Origin of the sequence: Leptospira levettii (assembly GCF_002812085.1) — a bacterium.
GTDB classification, from domain to species: domain Bacteria; phylum Spirochaetota; class Leptospiria; order Leptospirales; family Leptospiraceae; genus Leptospira_A; species Leptospira_A levettii.
In genome coordinates this window covers 274,320-289,006 of record NZ_NPDM01000003.1, presented here as the reverse complement: position 1 = coordinate 289,006, position 14,687 = coordinate 274,320, and the positions used below count along the sequence as shown (strand labels likewise).

16 protein-coding genes are annotated in these 14,687 nt (G+C 36.0%); 9 read left to right on the top strand and 7 right to left on the bottom strand.

All coding sequences use genetic code 11. The features are described 5' to 3' along the window. Position 1 precedes the first annotated feature (1 nt). On the bottom strand, positions 2 to 2,248 hold the full coding sequence (gene asd, locus CH354_RS12655; RefSeq protein WP_100726961.1) for an archaetidylserine decarboxylase: 2,247 nt from the start codon (positions 2,246 to 2,248) through the stop codon (positions 2 to 4). Positions 2,249 to 2,283: 35 nt separating this feature from the next. On the opposite strand from asd, the gene CH354_RS12650 reads away from it, so the two are divergent. Genes CH354_RS12650 through CH354_RS12635 form a run of 4 tightly spaced genes read left to right on the top strand, consistent with a single transcriptional unit; the run spans position 2,284 to position 4,151 of the window. Next, positions 2,284 to 3,108, top strand: coding sequence for an LIC_11366 family protein (locus CH354_RS12650; protein WP_100726962.1), 825 nt, complete (start codon positions 2,284 to 2,286; stop codon positions 3,106 to 3,108). 39 nt (positions 3,109 to 3,147) lie between these two features. Then, on the top strand, positions 3,148 to 3,387 hold the full coding sequence (locus tag CH354_RS12645) for a hypothetical protein (protein WP_100718990.1): 240 nt from the start codon (positions 3,148 to 3,150) through the stop codon (positions 3,385 to 3,387). Next, positions 3,384 to 3,731: an arsenate reductase family protein gene (locus CH354_RS12640; RefSeq protein ID WP_100718989.1), complete on the top strand. Its 348-nt coding sequence runs from the start codon at positions 3,384 to 3,386 to the stop codon at positions 3,729 to 3,731. Before CH354_RS12645 ends, CH354_RS12640 begins: the two co-directional genes overlap by 4 nt. Then, on the top strand, positions 3,732 to 4,151 hold the full coding sequence (locus CH354_RS12635) for an SRPBCC family protein (protein WP_100726963.1): 420 nt from the start codon (positions 3,732 to 3,734) through the stop codon (positions 4,149 to 4,151). Positions 4,152 to 4,158: 7 nt separating this feature from the next. Here CH354_RS12635 and lpxD read toward each other — a convergent pair whose 3' ends face one another. Continuing rightward, positions 4,159 to 5,178, bottom strand: coding sequence for a UDP-3-O-(3-hydroxymyristoyl)glucosamine N-acyltransferase (lpxD, locus tag CH354_RS12630; RefSeq protein ID WP_100726964.1), 1,020 nt, complete (start codon positions 5,176 to 5,178; stop codon positions 4,159 to 4,161). 102 nt (positions 5,179 to 5,280) lie between these two features. Here lpxD and CH354_RS12625 point away from each other — a divergent pair, with 102 nt between their 5' ends. Further along, positions 5,281 to 5,760 carry an OmpA family protein gene (locus CH354_RS12625; RefSeq protein WP_100718987.1) on the top strand — a complete coding sequence of 160 codons (480 nt, stop codon included), beginning with the start codon at positions 5,281 to 5,283 and terminating at the stop codon, positions 5,758 to 5,760. Here CH354_RS12625 and CH354_RS12620 read toward each other — a convergent pair. Genes CH354_RS12620 through CH354_RS12600 form a run of 5 tightly spaced genes read right to left on the bottom strand, consistent with a single transcriptional unit; the run spans position 5,750 to position 10,533 of the window. Beyond that, on the bottom strand, positions 5,750 to 6,301 hold the full coding sequence (locus CH354_RS12620) for a TIGR04282 family arsenosugar biosynthesis glycosyltransferase (RefSeq protein WP_338092389.1): 552 nt from the start codon (positions 6,299 to 6,301) through the stop codon (positions 5,750 to 5,752). The two genes, CH354_RS12625 and CH354_RS12620, sit on opposite strands and share 11 nt — an antisense overlap. Beyond that, on the bottom strand, positions 6,270 to 7,568 hold the full coding sequence (locus CH354_RS12615; RefSeq protein WP_100726966.1) for an MptA/MptB family glycosyltransferase: 1,299 nt from the start codon (positions 7,566 to 7,568) through the stop codon (positions 6,270 to 6,272). The genes CH354_RS12620 and CH354_RS12615 overlap by 32 nt, the downstream gene beginning before the upstream one ends. A gap of 16 nt (positions 7,569 to 7,584) precedes the next feature. Next, positions 7,585 to 8,310 (bottom strand): glycosyltransferase family 2 protein, encoded by a 726-nt coding sequence (locus CH354_RS12610; protein ID WP_100726967.1) that lies wholly within the window; start codon positions 8,308 to 8,310, stop codon positions 7,585 to 7,587. Then, complete coding sequence (locus CH354_RS12605) at positions 8,288 to 9,610, bottom strand: multiheme c-type cytochrome (protein ID WP_243396073.1); 1,323 nt, start codon at positions 9,608 to 9,610, stop codon at positions 8,288 to 8,290. Before CH354_RS12605 ends, CH354_RS12610 begins: the two co-directional genes overlap by 23 nt. Before the next feature lie 2 nt (positions 9,611 to 9,612). Further along, entirely contained in the window at positions 9,613 to 10,533 is a 921-nt protein-coding gene (locus tag CH354_RS12600; RefSeq protein WP_100727121.1) for a sulfurtransferase, read from the bottom strand. A gap of 137 nt (positions 10,534 to 10,670) precedes the next feature. Between CH354_RS12600 and CH354_RS12595 the strand changes: the two genes are divergently transcribed. The 4 genes from CH354_RS12595 (at position 10,671) to CH354_RS12580 (ending at position 14,644) form a co-directional block, all read left to right on the top strand. Continuing rightward, positions 10,671 to 11,147 (top strand): DUF4395 domain-containing protein, encoded by a 477-nt coding sequence (locus CH354_RS12595; protein ID WP_100726969.1) that lies wholly within the window; start codon positions 10,671 to 10,673, stop codon positions 11,145 to 11,147. Positions 11,148 to 11,157: 10 nt separating this feature from the next. Beyond that, positions 11,158 to 12,450, top strand: a complete 1,293-nt coding sequence (locus tag CH354_RS12590; RefSeq protein ID WP_243396072.1) for a hypothetical protein — start codon at positions 11,158 to 11,160, stop codon at positions 12,448 to 12,450. 4 nt (positions 12,451 to 12,454) lie between these two features. Next, on the top strand, positions 12,455 to 13,066 hold the full coding sequence (locus CH354_RS12585) for an XRE family transcriptional regulator (RefSeq protein WP_100718980.1): 612 nt from the start codon (positions 12,455 to 12,457) through the stop codon (positions 13,064 to 13,066). 222 nt (positions 13,067 to 13,288) lie between these two features. Then, entirely contained in the window at positions 13,289 to 14,644 is a 1,356-nt protein-coding gene (locus tag CH354_RS12580; RefSeq protein WP_100718979.1) for a rhodanese-like domain-containing protein, read from the top strand. Positions 14,645 to 14,687: the final 43 nt, after the last annotated feature.

Sequence of the window (14,687 nt, the reverse complement as noted above, 5' to 3'; positions counted from 1 at the left end):
ATTAGAATTTGACCGGTAGGCTTGTTTTTTTGGATTTAAAATGTCCGACAGTAGTTCCGTATTGGATTTTATCTCCGAGTTGGATGTTTGTCAAATCAATCGTATCGTTTTCGAACACTAAGATCACAGTGGAACCCATTTCAAAACGACCCATCTCGGAACCTTTCTCAATCATGATGGAGACGTCTTTGTAGTGGTGTTCCTTGGCAAAACGAATCCAATTATTGGTCACAATTTTATTGTCGTAAGTGACTCGGATTTTACCCACATTGGATGCCCCTACTTTGATCACGGCAATTTTCCCGTATTCGGTTTGTAAGAAGGTGATTAACCTTTCATTTTTTGGAAAAAGACCTCGGATATTGAGAACTGCTAAGTCGTTTACAGGGAATAATTTTCCTGGTTCATAATAATATCCTAAAATTTGTCCAGCAAATGGGCTGTGGATTCTATGATAATCTTGCGGGGAAAGATAAAAGGTAATGTATTTACCGTTCGTAAAATGTGGGTAAAACTTCTCAGAACCTAACAACTCTTTTACGGAATAATCAATTCCTTTTGCTTGGATGATGGTAGATTGGTTGATATTTCCGAAACTTGTGATTTTTGAATCTGTTGGAGAAACAACTGCATTGGGTGCAGAGTCAATGATACGGGCTTCGGCACGAAGAGCACGAGTGAAAAACTGATTGAGGGAAGCATACTCTTTGATTTCCAGTTCCGCTTCACTTAAATTGATCTTATAGGCTTTTGCAAATGCCTTTAGGATCGGGATCATCATAAATCTTGGCAGTTTGAGAGTCGAAAAATACCCAAAAATTTTGGAGATTAGGTTTTTAGGAAGTAAGGTTAAAAAGAGTAAATAAATATCTTTGAAAATTTCATACCTTGCCCCTGATTCAGAGAGGTATTTTTTGAGTTCCAGATTAGCAGATTTGCCAAGTAACATGAGAGACACTAGCAGTGGAACACTTGTGATGACAGCTGCCACATACCCCCAATGCATTACAAAGGATAAAACATCTACTCCAAACTTTACATATAAATATGCAAAACCAAGTGTTGACCCAATGAATAACATTCTAAAGAAGTTTGAAAACTTTTCACCAAACACATAAAAGGCGTTCTGTTCACCACTGTAAAACCAACCAGCCAAACTCAAAATTCCAAAACAAAGAAAGGATACAACAAACAAGATGACTGGAAGGGAATCTTTTTGTTCCAGAATTCGATTTGGGAACATTAGAATGGTTTCAAGGTTCACGGCACCATAAGAGTATAAAACATACCCAACCATTGTCGCCATGATAAATCCTTCAAAGAAAGATGCAAGCATACTCACTAATCCTTGTTTGGCGGCATAGTCAGTTCTAACAACTCCAGCAATCCCTGAGGACTTTCCAACGGCAGTTTCTGTTGATAAAAAGAAAGTACTTAAGGAAACAGAAAGAGCCCTTAATACCCCAAATGCTCCTCCACCCTGTAAGGCCTTAATTGAAAACGCCTCTTTGGTAACATCTGACAAAAACCCGAGAAAGGAAATCATCCCATTTGAAAAAAGGGAAATGTATCCAAATAGAAATAATAAAATTCCGATTGGTGCAAGGATACTTGCAGCTTTTCCAACTCGCCTAACACCACCTATCACGATGAATAATAAAATGACAGAGAGTGAAATGGGGCCCGATAATCCCGATAAACTGAGTCCTTCTTTTGTTAAGTAAGTGAGTCCAACAAAAGGGAATATCCCCCCAAATACAAGAACTGTCACAAGACTTGCCAAGGAAAAGGCAACAGCGAGCCACTTCGCACGAAGGGCTTTTTCGATGAAGTACATGGGACCTGAAAGGTAACGACCACTCGGAAGTTGGTTTCTAAATTTGACTGCTAAGGTAGAAGAAACAAACCGAATCGGCATCACAAAAAGGCTCATGACCCATATCCAAAAAAGAACACCAATCCCACCGTAGGCGATGGCAAGAGCAGTTCCGATGACCGAACCTGCAAGTAACGAGGAACCTATACCTGCAAAAAAAGCTTGGGAATGTACAAGTTGCCCTTTGGACCCTTTAAAATCCATGTTTCCAGTTAGAATTTTGAGGGATAAAAAGAGGAATCGGATCTGAGGGAATCCCAATCGAATGCTTAAGTACACTGATGCGATGAGGATGAGGTAAAAATATGGGCTTAGGATGTCTGATCCTAAAATGAGATTAAACTTAGATCCGTTTTGAAAGAGTGTTTCCATATAGGTTCTTCCTCACGAAATTGGATGAAATTGTTATGTCAAGATGTATTGTAATCCTTTCGTTTCCCGTTTTTCTATTTTCCTTTCTGACAAGTGGGGGTCTTACTGCAGAACCTTCTGGAATCGAAGTGGGGATGCGTTATGGTGCAGGCGAAAGAATTCCTGGAAGGTTTGATGGTGACTTAAGGCAATTTTCTTCCACGTTTAACCCTCTTGTTTTTTCCGATGTAAACCTCAAAGGTGGAAAAACAACCAACCTATACGAAGGATTTATACGATTTTTATTAGATTCGAGAAATCGAGTTGGTTTTTATATCGGCAGGAATGATTGGCAAATCCTACAACTAACTGAAGTTACAAGTGATTTATACTACACAAAATTAAATTCCGAAATTTATTCCTATCATGTCCTTGGGATGTATCATTTTTCAATGCCAATCTCGCGAAATTTTGAGTGGGAAAATGGAGTGGGAATGGGTTTTGCTTCTGCAGATTGGAATATTCGAGGGTATTCCATTGGAGAACCACTACCCAATACACAGTATTTTAACCAAAGAGGTAGGCTTAGAGGGAGCGGACTTGTTTACCGTGTGGAAACTGCCATCAATCGCAGGTTATACGAAAATACTTTTTTCCAAATAGGAATTGGATACCATCACATCGCTATTGATAAATTTAGTGGGAATTATAACGGAGAAACATCAAGTTTTTACATTCGGGCAGACGGTCGAGTGGGTGTCATTGATGATACAAGAATTATCGATGCGACTGTGAGCACTGCACAAACATTTCGGAGGTTAGATATGAACACAGGTGCATGGACATTGTATTTTTCAGCCTTCCAAAGGTTTTTGGATTGACGATCCGAAAGAAAGGATGAAATTCTTTAAGAAAATTACATGAAATCCCCAAAAATCATTACCATCGGTATCAAAGAATTGGCCCACCAAAAGGTCATATTGGCTGCTTGGTATAACTTTCTAAAAGAAAACTTCGATGCAAAAAAAGTTTCCGCAGATGAGTTTACTTTGTTTTTACAAGCACATGTTATGTATGATTTAGATAAAGATCAAATTGAATTGATGTTATCTGGATCTGAACCATTACTCGAAGAATTCAAAAAGTCTATCTTTGGATGAACCTCCAGATCTTCGGCACAAAAAAATGCAAAGATTCTAAAAAGGCACAACTCTTCTTTCAGGAGAGACGTATTCCTTTTCAATTTATCAACTTACAAGAAAAAGAAATGAGCAAAGGGGAACTCAGATCCATACTTGGAAGTGTCAGTTTAGATGATTTGATTGATACCGAATCTAAAGTTTATGAAGACAAAAACTTAAAATACATGTTATACGATAAGGAAGAGGCTTTATTAACAAATCCCCTTCTTTTTAAAACACCTATTGTTAGAGATGGTAAAAAAGCAACGATTGGATTTGTACCTGATGTTTGGAAACAGTGGTTGAACGATTCCAAAAAATAAATGATAGAAACAAAAGTAGAAACAATCATTCAAAAACCGGTTGCCGAAGTATTTGCATATGTTCGCAACATGGAAAATCAAATTTATTATAACAATAGCATACACGAAGCAAAGGCAACAAATCAAGACGCTACAGAATACAAAATCCAAATTGATTTGGGAATCTTCAAATTAAACGAAACTTATAAAATTAACGAAGTTGTGGAAAACAAATTGATTGTGGCAAGTTGCACAGCAAATGGTATGAAATTCACTGATCGATATGAATTTTCTGAGAATGGTACTTTTTGTTCAGTCAGTGTAACAGACAGGATGGAACTAAAAGGCCTATTCCAATTGAGTGAAGGCCTTGTCAAAATGAATCTTAAATCACAAATGATAGAGAATCTAAAGTCTTTAAAAAAAATTTTAGAATCTTAATTCCTTCTCACTTTTCAGAGTTTTTACGTTTTGCATGGTCTTTTACAAGTTCTGGTAATAAAGGTAATGAACTATGAATCCTATGCATTTCAAGGGCGGGCCTTGCAGGAATTCCGAAATATGCAGTTTTTTCCTTTGAATCTTCCGTTAGTCCAGATAACCCCAAAAGAATAGATCCTTTTTTCATCGTTAGGTGTTCTGCGACTGCGGATTGTCCTGCCAAAAAACATCCATCTTCGATAGTAACAGATCCAGCTAACACTGTTGCACCTGCAATATAAACATAATTCCCAACTCGGCAATTATGACCAACATGAACATGGTCATCAAATTTGGTAAAATTACCTATGGTTGTGGATTCTAAGGCAGCTCTATCTACCGTACAGTGTGCACCCATCTCCACATCATCACCTATAATTACATTTCCAATTTGAGGAACTTTGTAACGAACACCCGCATAATCATAAAACCCAAATCCATCGGCGCCAATGACAGTATTTGAATGAATCAAATTTCTTTTTCCTATTTTGCAATTATAATAAATGACAACACCAGACTTGATAACTGTATCATCTCCAACTTCTACATTTGGTTCTAATACAACATTTGGATACAATACAACATTATCTCCGACAATAACATTCTCTTGGATGACAACAAAATCCATGATCGTTACATTTTTCCCAATCTTAGCACTTGGATGGATACTTGCTTTGCCAGAAACAGAAGATTGAATACTGGGTTTTTTCTCAAATAATGAAATCACTTGAATGAATTTTACTTTAGATCCTTCTTCGGGAACAATGATAGTATTGGGAAATGTTGATGCTAACGAATCAATCGTCAGAGCAATTTTAACATCACTTGCTTTTTGATGTTTATTTAAATACTTTTTTGAGGCCACATAATAGATGCTATTCGGATCAACTGCCGTATGATGTTCTAAGTCTTTTATGCCATTTACTTCCAATTCACCATTACCAGTGAATTTGGCATTTAAACGTTCTGCTAACTCTTTCAGTTTCATATTCAACCTTTAGATGAGAAAAATTATGAGAAGGGACATATTTCAATCAAAATTTTTTATCACTATCTTCTGAAAAATTAGAAACTTACCGAAATTAACTATATGCATCTTCATAAAATCAACAAAGTACTAATTTGCATTTTGTTAACTTACACTGTTCAATACTTAACGTTGCCATTTCCAGATTTATTAGCAGAAGAAGGTGTCATTTTCGAAAATCCATATAAAAAAACTGAAAAACAAACAGATGTTACTCAGTTCACTATCTATTTTACTAAAAAATCTCATCTGATTCCTAAACAAGACCAAGTTCGATTGCAATCAGTTGCAGATTTTTTATACAGAAATCGAAACTTTGAGATTTTGATCAGTGCGCATGCAGTGGAAGGAAAAACAAACAAAGAGAATGTTTTGATCAGCGAAAAACGATCATTAGAAGTGGAACGTTTTTTACTCATCCACTCTGTAGAACCGAACCAAATTAGGCGACTTTTCTATGGAAACTCCAAATCTCCAAACCTAACAAAAGAACACGAAGCTCTTAATCGAAGAGTAGAGATCTTACTCCAACCTATTGGTTAATTTTCGCTACCCATTCTGACCAATCTTTCTCAGTATCAATATCATTTAATGCTGGTAAAACTGAGAAAGTAAGATTGAGTTCCTTTATTTTTTTGATGGTCAAATCGAACACCAATTCCGTACTCCAAGGAATTCCTTCAAACAAAGAGGGATAGAACCGATTCATACCCAATAAATAATATCCTCCATCTTTTGCTGGACCTATGACAATATTAGACTTTTCTAATGCACGGTATGCATCTTCAAAAATTTCTTTTGTTAAATAGGGACAATCTGTTCCAATGATCAAAATTTTACCAAATGACTCATCAAACTCTTCCCGAAAAGCATCCTTCATTTTTTTACCAAGGTCACCTTGGGATTGTACCTTGAAGGAATACCCATCCTGAAAATATATATTTGTATGATTTGGAATTTGGTCCCAATAAACTGTTTTCGAAATGTTTAGTTTGGATGTGATGTCCTGAGTGATTTGTAATAAATTTTGATAGATATTTAAGGTAGTTTGATCACCAAGTGTCCTCGCTAAGCGAGTTTTCACTTGCCCTTGGATTGGTTGTTTTGCGAAAATAATCAATTTCTTTAATTCCATATAAACCTATCACAAAAAAAGATAAAACCCAATATACGTAAAAATAATTTTCAGAAACATAAATCAGATACGATAAGAAAGTAAGTAATACAAGAAAGGACTGCCATATTAGACGTATCCGATTTACCACTCCCAGTAGAATGAATAAAATCCAATACCAAGGGTGTATGACGGGCGACCATAACAAAAAACAAAAGTATAAAACAAACAATTTTTTTTCCACAGGGAAATACCGAAAATTTTGGTGAAAGATTAGATAGTTAAATAGGAAACCACATATGCATAACGAAACAAATCCTGATAGGTATGCATGCCCCAGCTGATTCAATATCAAATAAAGGAAGGGTTCCAATAGTCCAGCAAAACGGAAGGAATGAAAAAACAACCCAATCCCCTTACTCCCTTGTGATTCTAAATTTGAAAATACAGTCAATTTCCAGAGGAAACAGGAAAACAGAATTCCAGCTAATATGGTTAAAATTTTTCGTTTCTCTTTTATGTAACCAAATACAAATATTAAAGTGTTAAACTTTAATTGTGTTAGGATTGATAAAACAATTCCTTGTTTCCAATTGTTATTGGTTTGAAGTAAGATTAGGATCCAAGGAACAAGTAAAATCTCAGGATGCATTTGGGAGATCCCTTCAATGAGTATGATCGGATTCGCAAAATAGATCCAATAAAACTCCATTGATTCTTTTGGATAAAAACGTCGTATCAGAGACAGATTTACCAAATCAACAAAAACAAAAACGATCTGAACTCCTAAGAACATCGAATGTAAAAATGAATTTAAGATAGACCCAATCATAAAAAACAAAAGTAAAAACAAAGGATACACCGAGTAATAATGAGAACTGTTCATATTCGAGTATAACCAGTTTAATTCATCGTCGGCATTGGTATGAAAGTTCATCCACTCAGTTGGAGTGAATTCATAAGGGAATTGGCCATTCAAAAGTATTTTTGCATCAAAAAGATACCGGTAAACATCATCACTAAAATGAGGAGTTGAACCAATGACAAAAAAGCGGAGTAAAAGATTGTATAAAAAAAACAACAGAAACTGATTTTTGAAAACGTGTAGTTTTTTTCCTAAAACAAAAAAATAAAAACTTAGGCTGAATGCTGAAATGATAATAATAAAAAATGAATTTCGATCAAATGCATTTACCACAAAAAACAAAAGAAGAGGATAAATGAAAAAGAGTAACATTTTCCTCCCAAGTTTTTCACTTACCAAAAATTAGTAATTTAAAAAATGTAAAAAGAATTTTACTCCCGACTCTAAGTGACATAGAGAGAGTCCCTGAGATTTTGGAAACTCCAGCAATCCGTTTTCGATACTGTACAGGGATTTCTATTACCTTCATATTTTTTTGTAAGGCTTTGATATGCATCTCAATGTTCCAACCCCAAGTTCTATCTTTCATTCCAAGTGTTTGTAAGGATTGGTATTTGATGATCCTAAGTGGTCCCATATCTGTGTAACGCCTCCTAAAAAACACTCGAATGAGAAAACATGTTAAGGCATTGCCAAAAATTTGAATGGGAGAAAGGGATCCTACCTCTGCATTTCCGATTGTCCTTGAACCAATCACTAAATCAGAATTTGTTTCGCTGATAGTCTGGATGAGGGTTTGGATGTCATTTGGATCATCTGATCCATCTGCATCACAAAAAAGAATATATTTTGGATGTAATTGATTTTTTTGGATCCAATCTAAAGCAAGAAGACAAGCATTTCCATATCCGATTTGAGGACAGTCCAAAACTTTGATACCCATTCGATTGACGATGGAGGATGTTCCATCCTTTGAGGCGTTGTTCACAACAAGAAAACTTTTGGATGATAATCCTGAATTTTGGATCAGACCAACTAATGCCCGCTCAATCCCTTCCTCTTCATCCCGTGCTGGAATGATACAAAGTAAATTATTCTCCTCTTCGTTCTGCATTTCGTTTGAATAAAATTTCCAAAGGTGTATCTTTCCTTAATTTACTTTTAACATCATAAACACTTTCGATCACAATGGAACTATGAGGGTATATCTCCTTAATTTGTTTTACTTTGTTTCGATAGGTTTCGGGGACATCGTTTGCAGATTGAACCATATAATCAGAAGTGATACCTTTCAGACGTACATGGATTGCTTGGAACCGAAACTTGGTGATTAAATTTGATTTTGGGATAGAAGGTAATTCCCATTTAAATGTCTCACCAAATGGGATACGTGAGTCGCTGATTTTTTTTGCTTTGGGAGACCACTCCCATTCTTGGCCAATTTTTGATTCGTTCTTGTAAATTACGTTTCCAAACTGATCGATTCCTTCTATCACAAAACGATAAAATCGTTCTGGATCACCTGAGGTAACATGATGGTTTGCATTTTGATTTTGTAATCGTAAGTGAATGTTGCCATTTTGCCATTTAAAATCAGAAAGGACAAGCCCTGGTTTGTAACCCAGCCGAATTTGTTCTTTGTACAAATCAAAACGTTTGGGAACTCCACCACCGATAAAACCATGTCTGTGGGCTACTCGCACAGGACGATGGAGAGAATGTTTTACGAAAGATCGTTTTACCTCAGGTAAGTGGCAAGATACACAAGACTTGTCTGAACCATTATTTTTTAGTTCTGTCCCAGTTTGAAAGGAACAAACCAAACTTTGATTCAGTGTATAAGTTTCATTATGACAATCATTACATCTGTTTTTTAAAAACTCAGGATTAATTTGAACTGGATGAGGAGGAGATGTGCCACCTGATCCTCCTATCACATAACTTTGATTTGATTTTTCATCAACTCGAACATGGCATGTAGCACAGGTAATGGCTTCTTCCTTCATCTCAGGATTAAAATTAGGATTAGGGACTTCTATTGGTTTAAAATAATTCCCTCCACGTAAAGCGATGGTAATCATTTCTCTTTGGTTTTGGACTGGAATATGACAATTAAGGCAAATCCATTTGGGAGAACTAGATTTTGCTAATTCAGATTGAAATTGGACATCACTCAGAGCATTTGCATGTGTGGAAAGTTTCCACTCTTCATAAATTTCTGTATGGCAATTACCACAGTTCTTCGCAGTTGGTGCACCTACTCCTTTAAGATCGGGAAGTGTAAGAATTGGTTTTGCCCAATTTTTCCCAGGAAATACTTCTTCTATTGGTACTTCCCTTTGAATTTCATAAAGATAATATCCAATGATAATGGTTACCGAAATGAATAAGAATAGTTTGAAATACTGTTTCAAAATTATTTTTCCAACGGTAAGTCTTTGTAGGAAGACCATTCCCACATTGAACCTGAATAATTATATGCGTTATAACCATAAGATCGTAAGATACCAACAACAAATGCAGATCTTACACCACCTGTACAATAGGCAATGATTGGTTTTGACTTTGTAATACCTAACTGTGTCAGTGTGTTTTCCACTTCCTCTTTTGTTTTGATTTTGGCATGGTCATCAAATAAATTTTGATAAAAAAATGATTTTGCGCCTGGGATATGGCCTCCTCTGAATTCTCCATAAGGTGTAGATCCAGAAAATTCTCTCGGTTCTCTTGTATCCAAAATTTGGTAAGACCCTTGGCTTAATTGTTTGGTGATTTGATCCTTTGTGATATCTGTATGGAATTGGATTTCTTTTTGTGCTAATAGTAAAAACTGATTCGTTTTATCTTGGGAAACCATTTTATCTTTTCTTTGATTTATAACTTCTTTGAAATTAGACACGTCTCCATCAAACCAAAACGTCTTTGGATATCCAACTTCTCGTAAACTCCAAACAATCCTACCTTCTTCTCCCCATCCATTTTTTCCATCACCTAACACGATGATGATGTCCGATGATTCCAATCCTAAACTAGAAAGTTTTTTATGTAGGGTTTTTGTCTCGAGTAATTTTCCGCGATTTGGGGTTTCCTTCTGTGATAAGTCTTCCCAGTTAAGGACAATTGAATTTGGCAATTTTTCTTTTACCCGAGAAGGAAAAGACCTAGTGTCAATTGTTTTGAATTCGGGTAGCGTTAGGGTCTCGTTCGCTCTCAGGAACCAAGTTTCCACCTTGGCTTTGGGATGAGGATTGGATGGACCTGCCGTTAATTGTAACCAAAGGGCCCAAAATAAAGAAATGGCAAAGAGATAAATTCCATACGTTTTCTGGATTTTCATACAATTCCCCTCCAAATTGAATAATAAGACTCTTTTAAGACGAAATTCCGTCAATAAAATAAACATTTCCTCCAAGAAAGCGAATTTTTCTTGTCATTTTCAGCCCAATCTATAGGTTCATATTTAGGAGGATTCTTATGAAACTCGGGTTTTATCCAGATGTCGTCAATGAAAATGTCACAAGGATTGTCGCATCTACGGTTGTTGTCTTAGGGGTCATTGCCATCTTATTTCCGAATCTCGTTGTGTTAGGATTACTGCTTTTGGGATTTTTACTCCGTGTGAGTTATGGGCCTAAATGGGAACCATTTGCTTTTTTAACCTCTCGGTATTTAGTTCCTTGGCTCGGGATCTCATTTGTTCCAAGCGCCGGACCACCAAAACGTTTTGCCCAACTCATCGGATTTTCGTTTAGTCTAACAGCGATTATATTGTTTGTGAATGGTCTCTTTTTTTCTTACCAAATTGTCCTCGCAACCCTCGTGTTTTTTGCATCACTTGAATCATTTTTAGGTTGGTGTGCTGGTTGTTTTATGTTTGGACTACTCATGAAAGCAGGAATCATCCCAGAAGAAGTTTGTGAACGTTGTAACAATTTAAACTTTAATAAATAGTGACAGTCATTTGATTGATTGGTTTTACTTTTCTGCTACAATTGTGGTTACTGCTTTTTTTTTAAAAGTAGTAACCTTACCAAACCAATTTTTTAAAATTCATATTAAATCTTTATTTTTGATAGGTCTCGGATTTAGAATCCTTTGTTTATTTTTAAATCCGATTTGGGAAGATGATTGGGCACGGTACCTTTGGGAAGGGCAACTCATACGAAACTTAATTTCGCCTTATGAGGTTTCTCCTTCTCAATTTTTTTCAGTTGATTCAATTGATTCATTCTCATCGGAAATTCTCTCTACAATCAATCATCCAGATTGGACAACGATTTATAGTCCTTTTGTATTATTTTATTTTTCCCTCTTTACCTATGGAAAATCAACATTTCTACTTAAAACTAGTTATTTCATTTTAGAAACGATTACCTTTTGGTATTTCAATCGATCGCATTGGAAAAAACCCATTCTTCTCTTCTGGTTATATCCAATTTATACCAAAGAAGTGTATGCCAATATGCATTTTGAAGTTTTGGTAATCACATTCTTTTGGATGTATTGGTATTTCTTAAAGAATAAAAAATACAAACAGAGTGGTATTGTTTTTGGGTTACTTTTACATACAAAATTATTAGCAGTCATCTATGGGATATTTTTAGTCCCTTACCTTTTTATCCAAAAGAAAAAACGATTCTTAAATCAATCTTTAAGTTTCCTTTTTTCATTTTTGATTGGATTTTTTAGTTTTTACCTTATTTACCTTCTCGTATTTCCAAAAATTACAGATTTTGGTATCATCAACTTGCAAAGATTTGGTGATTCATTTACCTTTAACCAAATTTATGAACCAATTTGGAGGTTTTGTTTTTCAATAAACTTGAGAAGTGTTCCCTTTTTCTTTCAATTTCTTCTTTTGTATATTTATCTTTACTTACTCATCCCTCAAAACAATCGAAACAGAAGGTTCATTTTGTTATGTAGGAAATACCATTTTGTTTTTTACTTGGGGTACTTTTTACTTACCCTACTTCCTGTTTACAACCCTTGGTATTTTTTAATCCTGATCCCTCTCATCACCATTTCTCGTAGTCAATCTGTAATCCCTTGGATTTTAATTTCCGTTCTCCAGTTTTCTTACCTAACAAACATTCGATTACAAATACCCTTCCAATTTTTTTACGAAATCTCAGACCAAATCCTCCTCCTCCAAGCACTGATTTCCATTATTTGCCTATTCTACTATTTCTACCAAATATTCATTTTACTTTACAATTTATCCAATATATCGAACATGACTAAGAAAGGATGATGTCATGGAAGGACAATACGAGGAAAAAACAGAACGAAACGAATCGGACCAAACGGTGGAAGAGGTCTTAACAGTCGTACTTGGCGAAACTTTAAAACGAAGAAGGCTCGAACTTGGACTTTCCATGGAAAAACTTTCACAATTATCAACTGTCAGCCGGGGTATGCTTGGGCTTATTGAATCTGGAAAAACCACGCCAAGTATTGGAATTTTATGGAAACTTTCCAAAACTCTGAGAATCCCAATTGGTGAAATGATTCCTGACTTGTTTTCACAATCCCCTCGTTTTCTTGCATCCAATGAAGGAAAAGTTTGGGCATCTCAAAAAAACCCAATAAAATCAAGGGTTTTATACCAAGAAGAAAGGGAACGATTCAATTTAGTGGAATGGATTTTAGAACAAGGAAAATTAACCCAATTCCAACACCTCCCACAAGCCCATGATATCAAAATTTACCAAGTCAGTGGAACTTCTAAAATCAAACTGAAAAACAAATCCTTTCAATTAGAGGTTGGAGATAGTCTTTTTTTTCCCATATCAGAACTTGATTCGATTGAAAATGGTTCTAACATTCCAGTGAAATTTTTATGGATCTCAACTAAGAAATTTCGATAAAATATTTAGATCGTTCCTTTCCCAACAATCTCCTTTGATACTCTGCTCTAATCTTTGGAAATTTGTCCAAAATAATATACGCTATTGCAGAGTTTTCCTCTGTTAAATCAAATTCAAACTTTTTCCTTCACCCCCTGTTTTTAACTTTGGGTAACCAATCTCCTCATTCTTTGGTGCAAGCCCCTACAGAGAAAGGATTGGAATTCAAATGAAGGATTCAATATGAAAACAAGTCTTCAACATCAGTTGGTAGCACTTTTTACCGCGGGGTTTCTCGGAGCCTGCGGTGGAAACAACCAAAATGATGATCAAAAAAACCTACTCTTAGCGGCATTAGCGCTTTCGAATGGGATCAAAGTAAATACAGCAGTAGATCTTGCCAAAGAGTCTAACGACGATTATAACTTAAATGAATATGGACTTATCACTCCACAAACCTTAGGTAAGTGGGTTAATAATTGGTCATCTACTAAACCGAATGGAATCACAGGTAAACTTGTCATTTTACAAAATGGTCCGAGTGCCACTGTTGGAAAAGAATACATAGCAGGGAATGGAAACGATGTCGTTGTGTATTCCTTTACCTTCTCAGATGGTGCTAACGCGTTAGACGGCGGAGATGGCTTTAGTCAAAAACGAAATAGTGGTCTCAGCGATACTGTCTCCATCATTGCCAATGGACCTAAAATCGATGCAATTCTAAATCGATTTGGGATTGATCCTGTTAATGATTTAGTTGTCTTTGTTTCCTCAGCAAATGCATCAAGCCATGTCCAAGGAACACTTCGTGGTTTTTATTCCTTTCGGTATTGGGGATTTGATCATAAAAATCTAGCATTCTTAAATGGAACACTACCTCGACTAGCTGTTACTGATGGAAATTTTGTTCCATTTAGTACAACAACAAACACTCCACCTAACTTAAATAACCGATACAGTGTCAAAAGTCTAAGGGTAGACAATACTATCCTTATGTTACCAGTTGAAGATGTAATTAAGGCTGTAAAAGATCCAAACAACGTCAATATAGCGGGGATCACATCGAGTGTATTTGTCTCTGATGCAAGGTCTTCATCAGGGAGTAGCAACGAATACAATGGTGTGATTCGAAGCACAACTTCAGAAGTCTCTGGAAAATACGTAGGATTTGAAGGTCATATCAAAGGAGCGAAAGACGTACCTTGGACAGGTTTATTGGACACTGAATTTCGATTCAAACCTAAATCGGATCTCAAAGCATATTATGATGCAAGAGGGTACCAAAAGGGACAAACAGCAATCCAACTTTGCAGAACCAATAATCGATCCCAAGTTACTGGGTTTTCCTACATAGCGATATTAGGTTATCCTTCTACTTATTATGATGGTAGTTGGATTGAATGGGGTAGTTTAACAGGTGGTGGACCAGCGCCAAAACTCCCACCAGATTCACCCTATAGAACCGATATTCCAGAATTATCGGATATTATCACTTACAATGTGGCTGGTGACGTTGATCCAAACTTACCAACTAACTTAAATTCGTTTGCAACTACATCTCGAAAAATCATCGAAGAAGACAAAGCTTACAAACGATAAACCAACATAACCACCAAGTGAATGTATCCGCTATTCTCTTGGT

Coding starts and splice junctions, on each gene's coding strand:
- asd (WP_100726961.1), bottom strand. CDS start 2,248: ATGGAAACACTCTTTCAAAACGGATCTAAGTTTAATCTCATTTTAGGA.
- CH354_RS12650 (WP_100726962.1), top strand. CDS start 2,284: ATGTCAAGATGTATTGTAATCCTTTCGTTTCCCGTTTTTCTATTTTCC.
- CH354_RS12645 (WP_100718990.1), top strand. CDS start 3,148: ATGAAATCCCCAAAAATCATTACCATCGGTATCAAAGAATTGGCCCAC.
- CH354_RS12640 (WP_100718989.1), top strand. CDS start 3,384: ATGAACCTCCAGATCTTCGGCACAAAAAAATGCAAAGATTCTAAAAAG.
- CH354_RS12635 (WP_100726963.1), top strand. CDS start 3,732: ATGATAGAAACAAAAGTAGAAACAATCATTCAAAAACCGGTTGCCGAA.
- lpxD (WP_100726964.1), bottom strand. CDS start 5,178: ATGAAACTGAAAGAGTTAGCAGAACGTTTAAATGCCAAATTCACTGGT.
- CH354_RS12625 (WP_100718987.1), top strand. CDS start 5,281: ATGCATCTTCATAAAATCAACAAAGTACTAATTTGCATTTTGTTAACT.
- CH354_RS12615 (WP_100726966.1), bottom strand. CDS start 7,568: ATGTTACTCTTTTTCATTTATCCTCTTCTTTTGTTTTTTGTGGTAAAT.
- CH354_RS12610 (WP_100726967.1), bottom strand. CDS start 8,310: ATGCAGAACGAAGAGGAGAATAATTTACTTTGTATCATTCCAGCACGG.
- CH354_RS12600 (WP_100727121.1), bottom strand. CDS start 10,533: ATGAAAATCCAGAAAACGTATGGAATTTATCTCTTTGCCATTTCTTTA.
- CH354_RS12595 (WP_100726969.1), top strand. CDS start 10,671: ATGAAACTCGGGTTTTATCCAGATGTCGTCAATGAAAATGTCACAAGG.
- CH354_RS12585 (WP_100718980.1), top strand. CDS start 12,455: ATGGAAGGACAATACGAGGAAAAAACAGAACGAAACGAATCGGACCAA.
- CH354_RS12580 (WP_100718979.1), top strand. CDS start 13,289: ATGAAAACAAGTCTTCAACATCAGTTGGTAGCACTTTTTACCGCGGGG.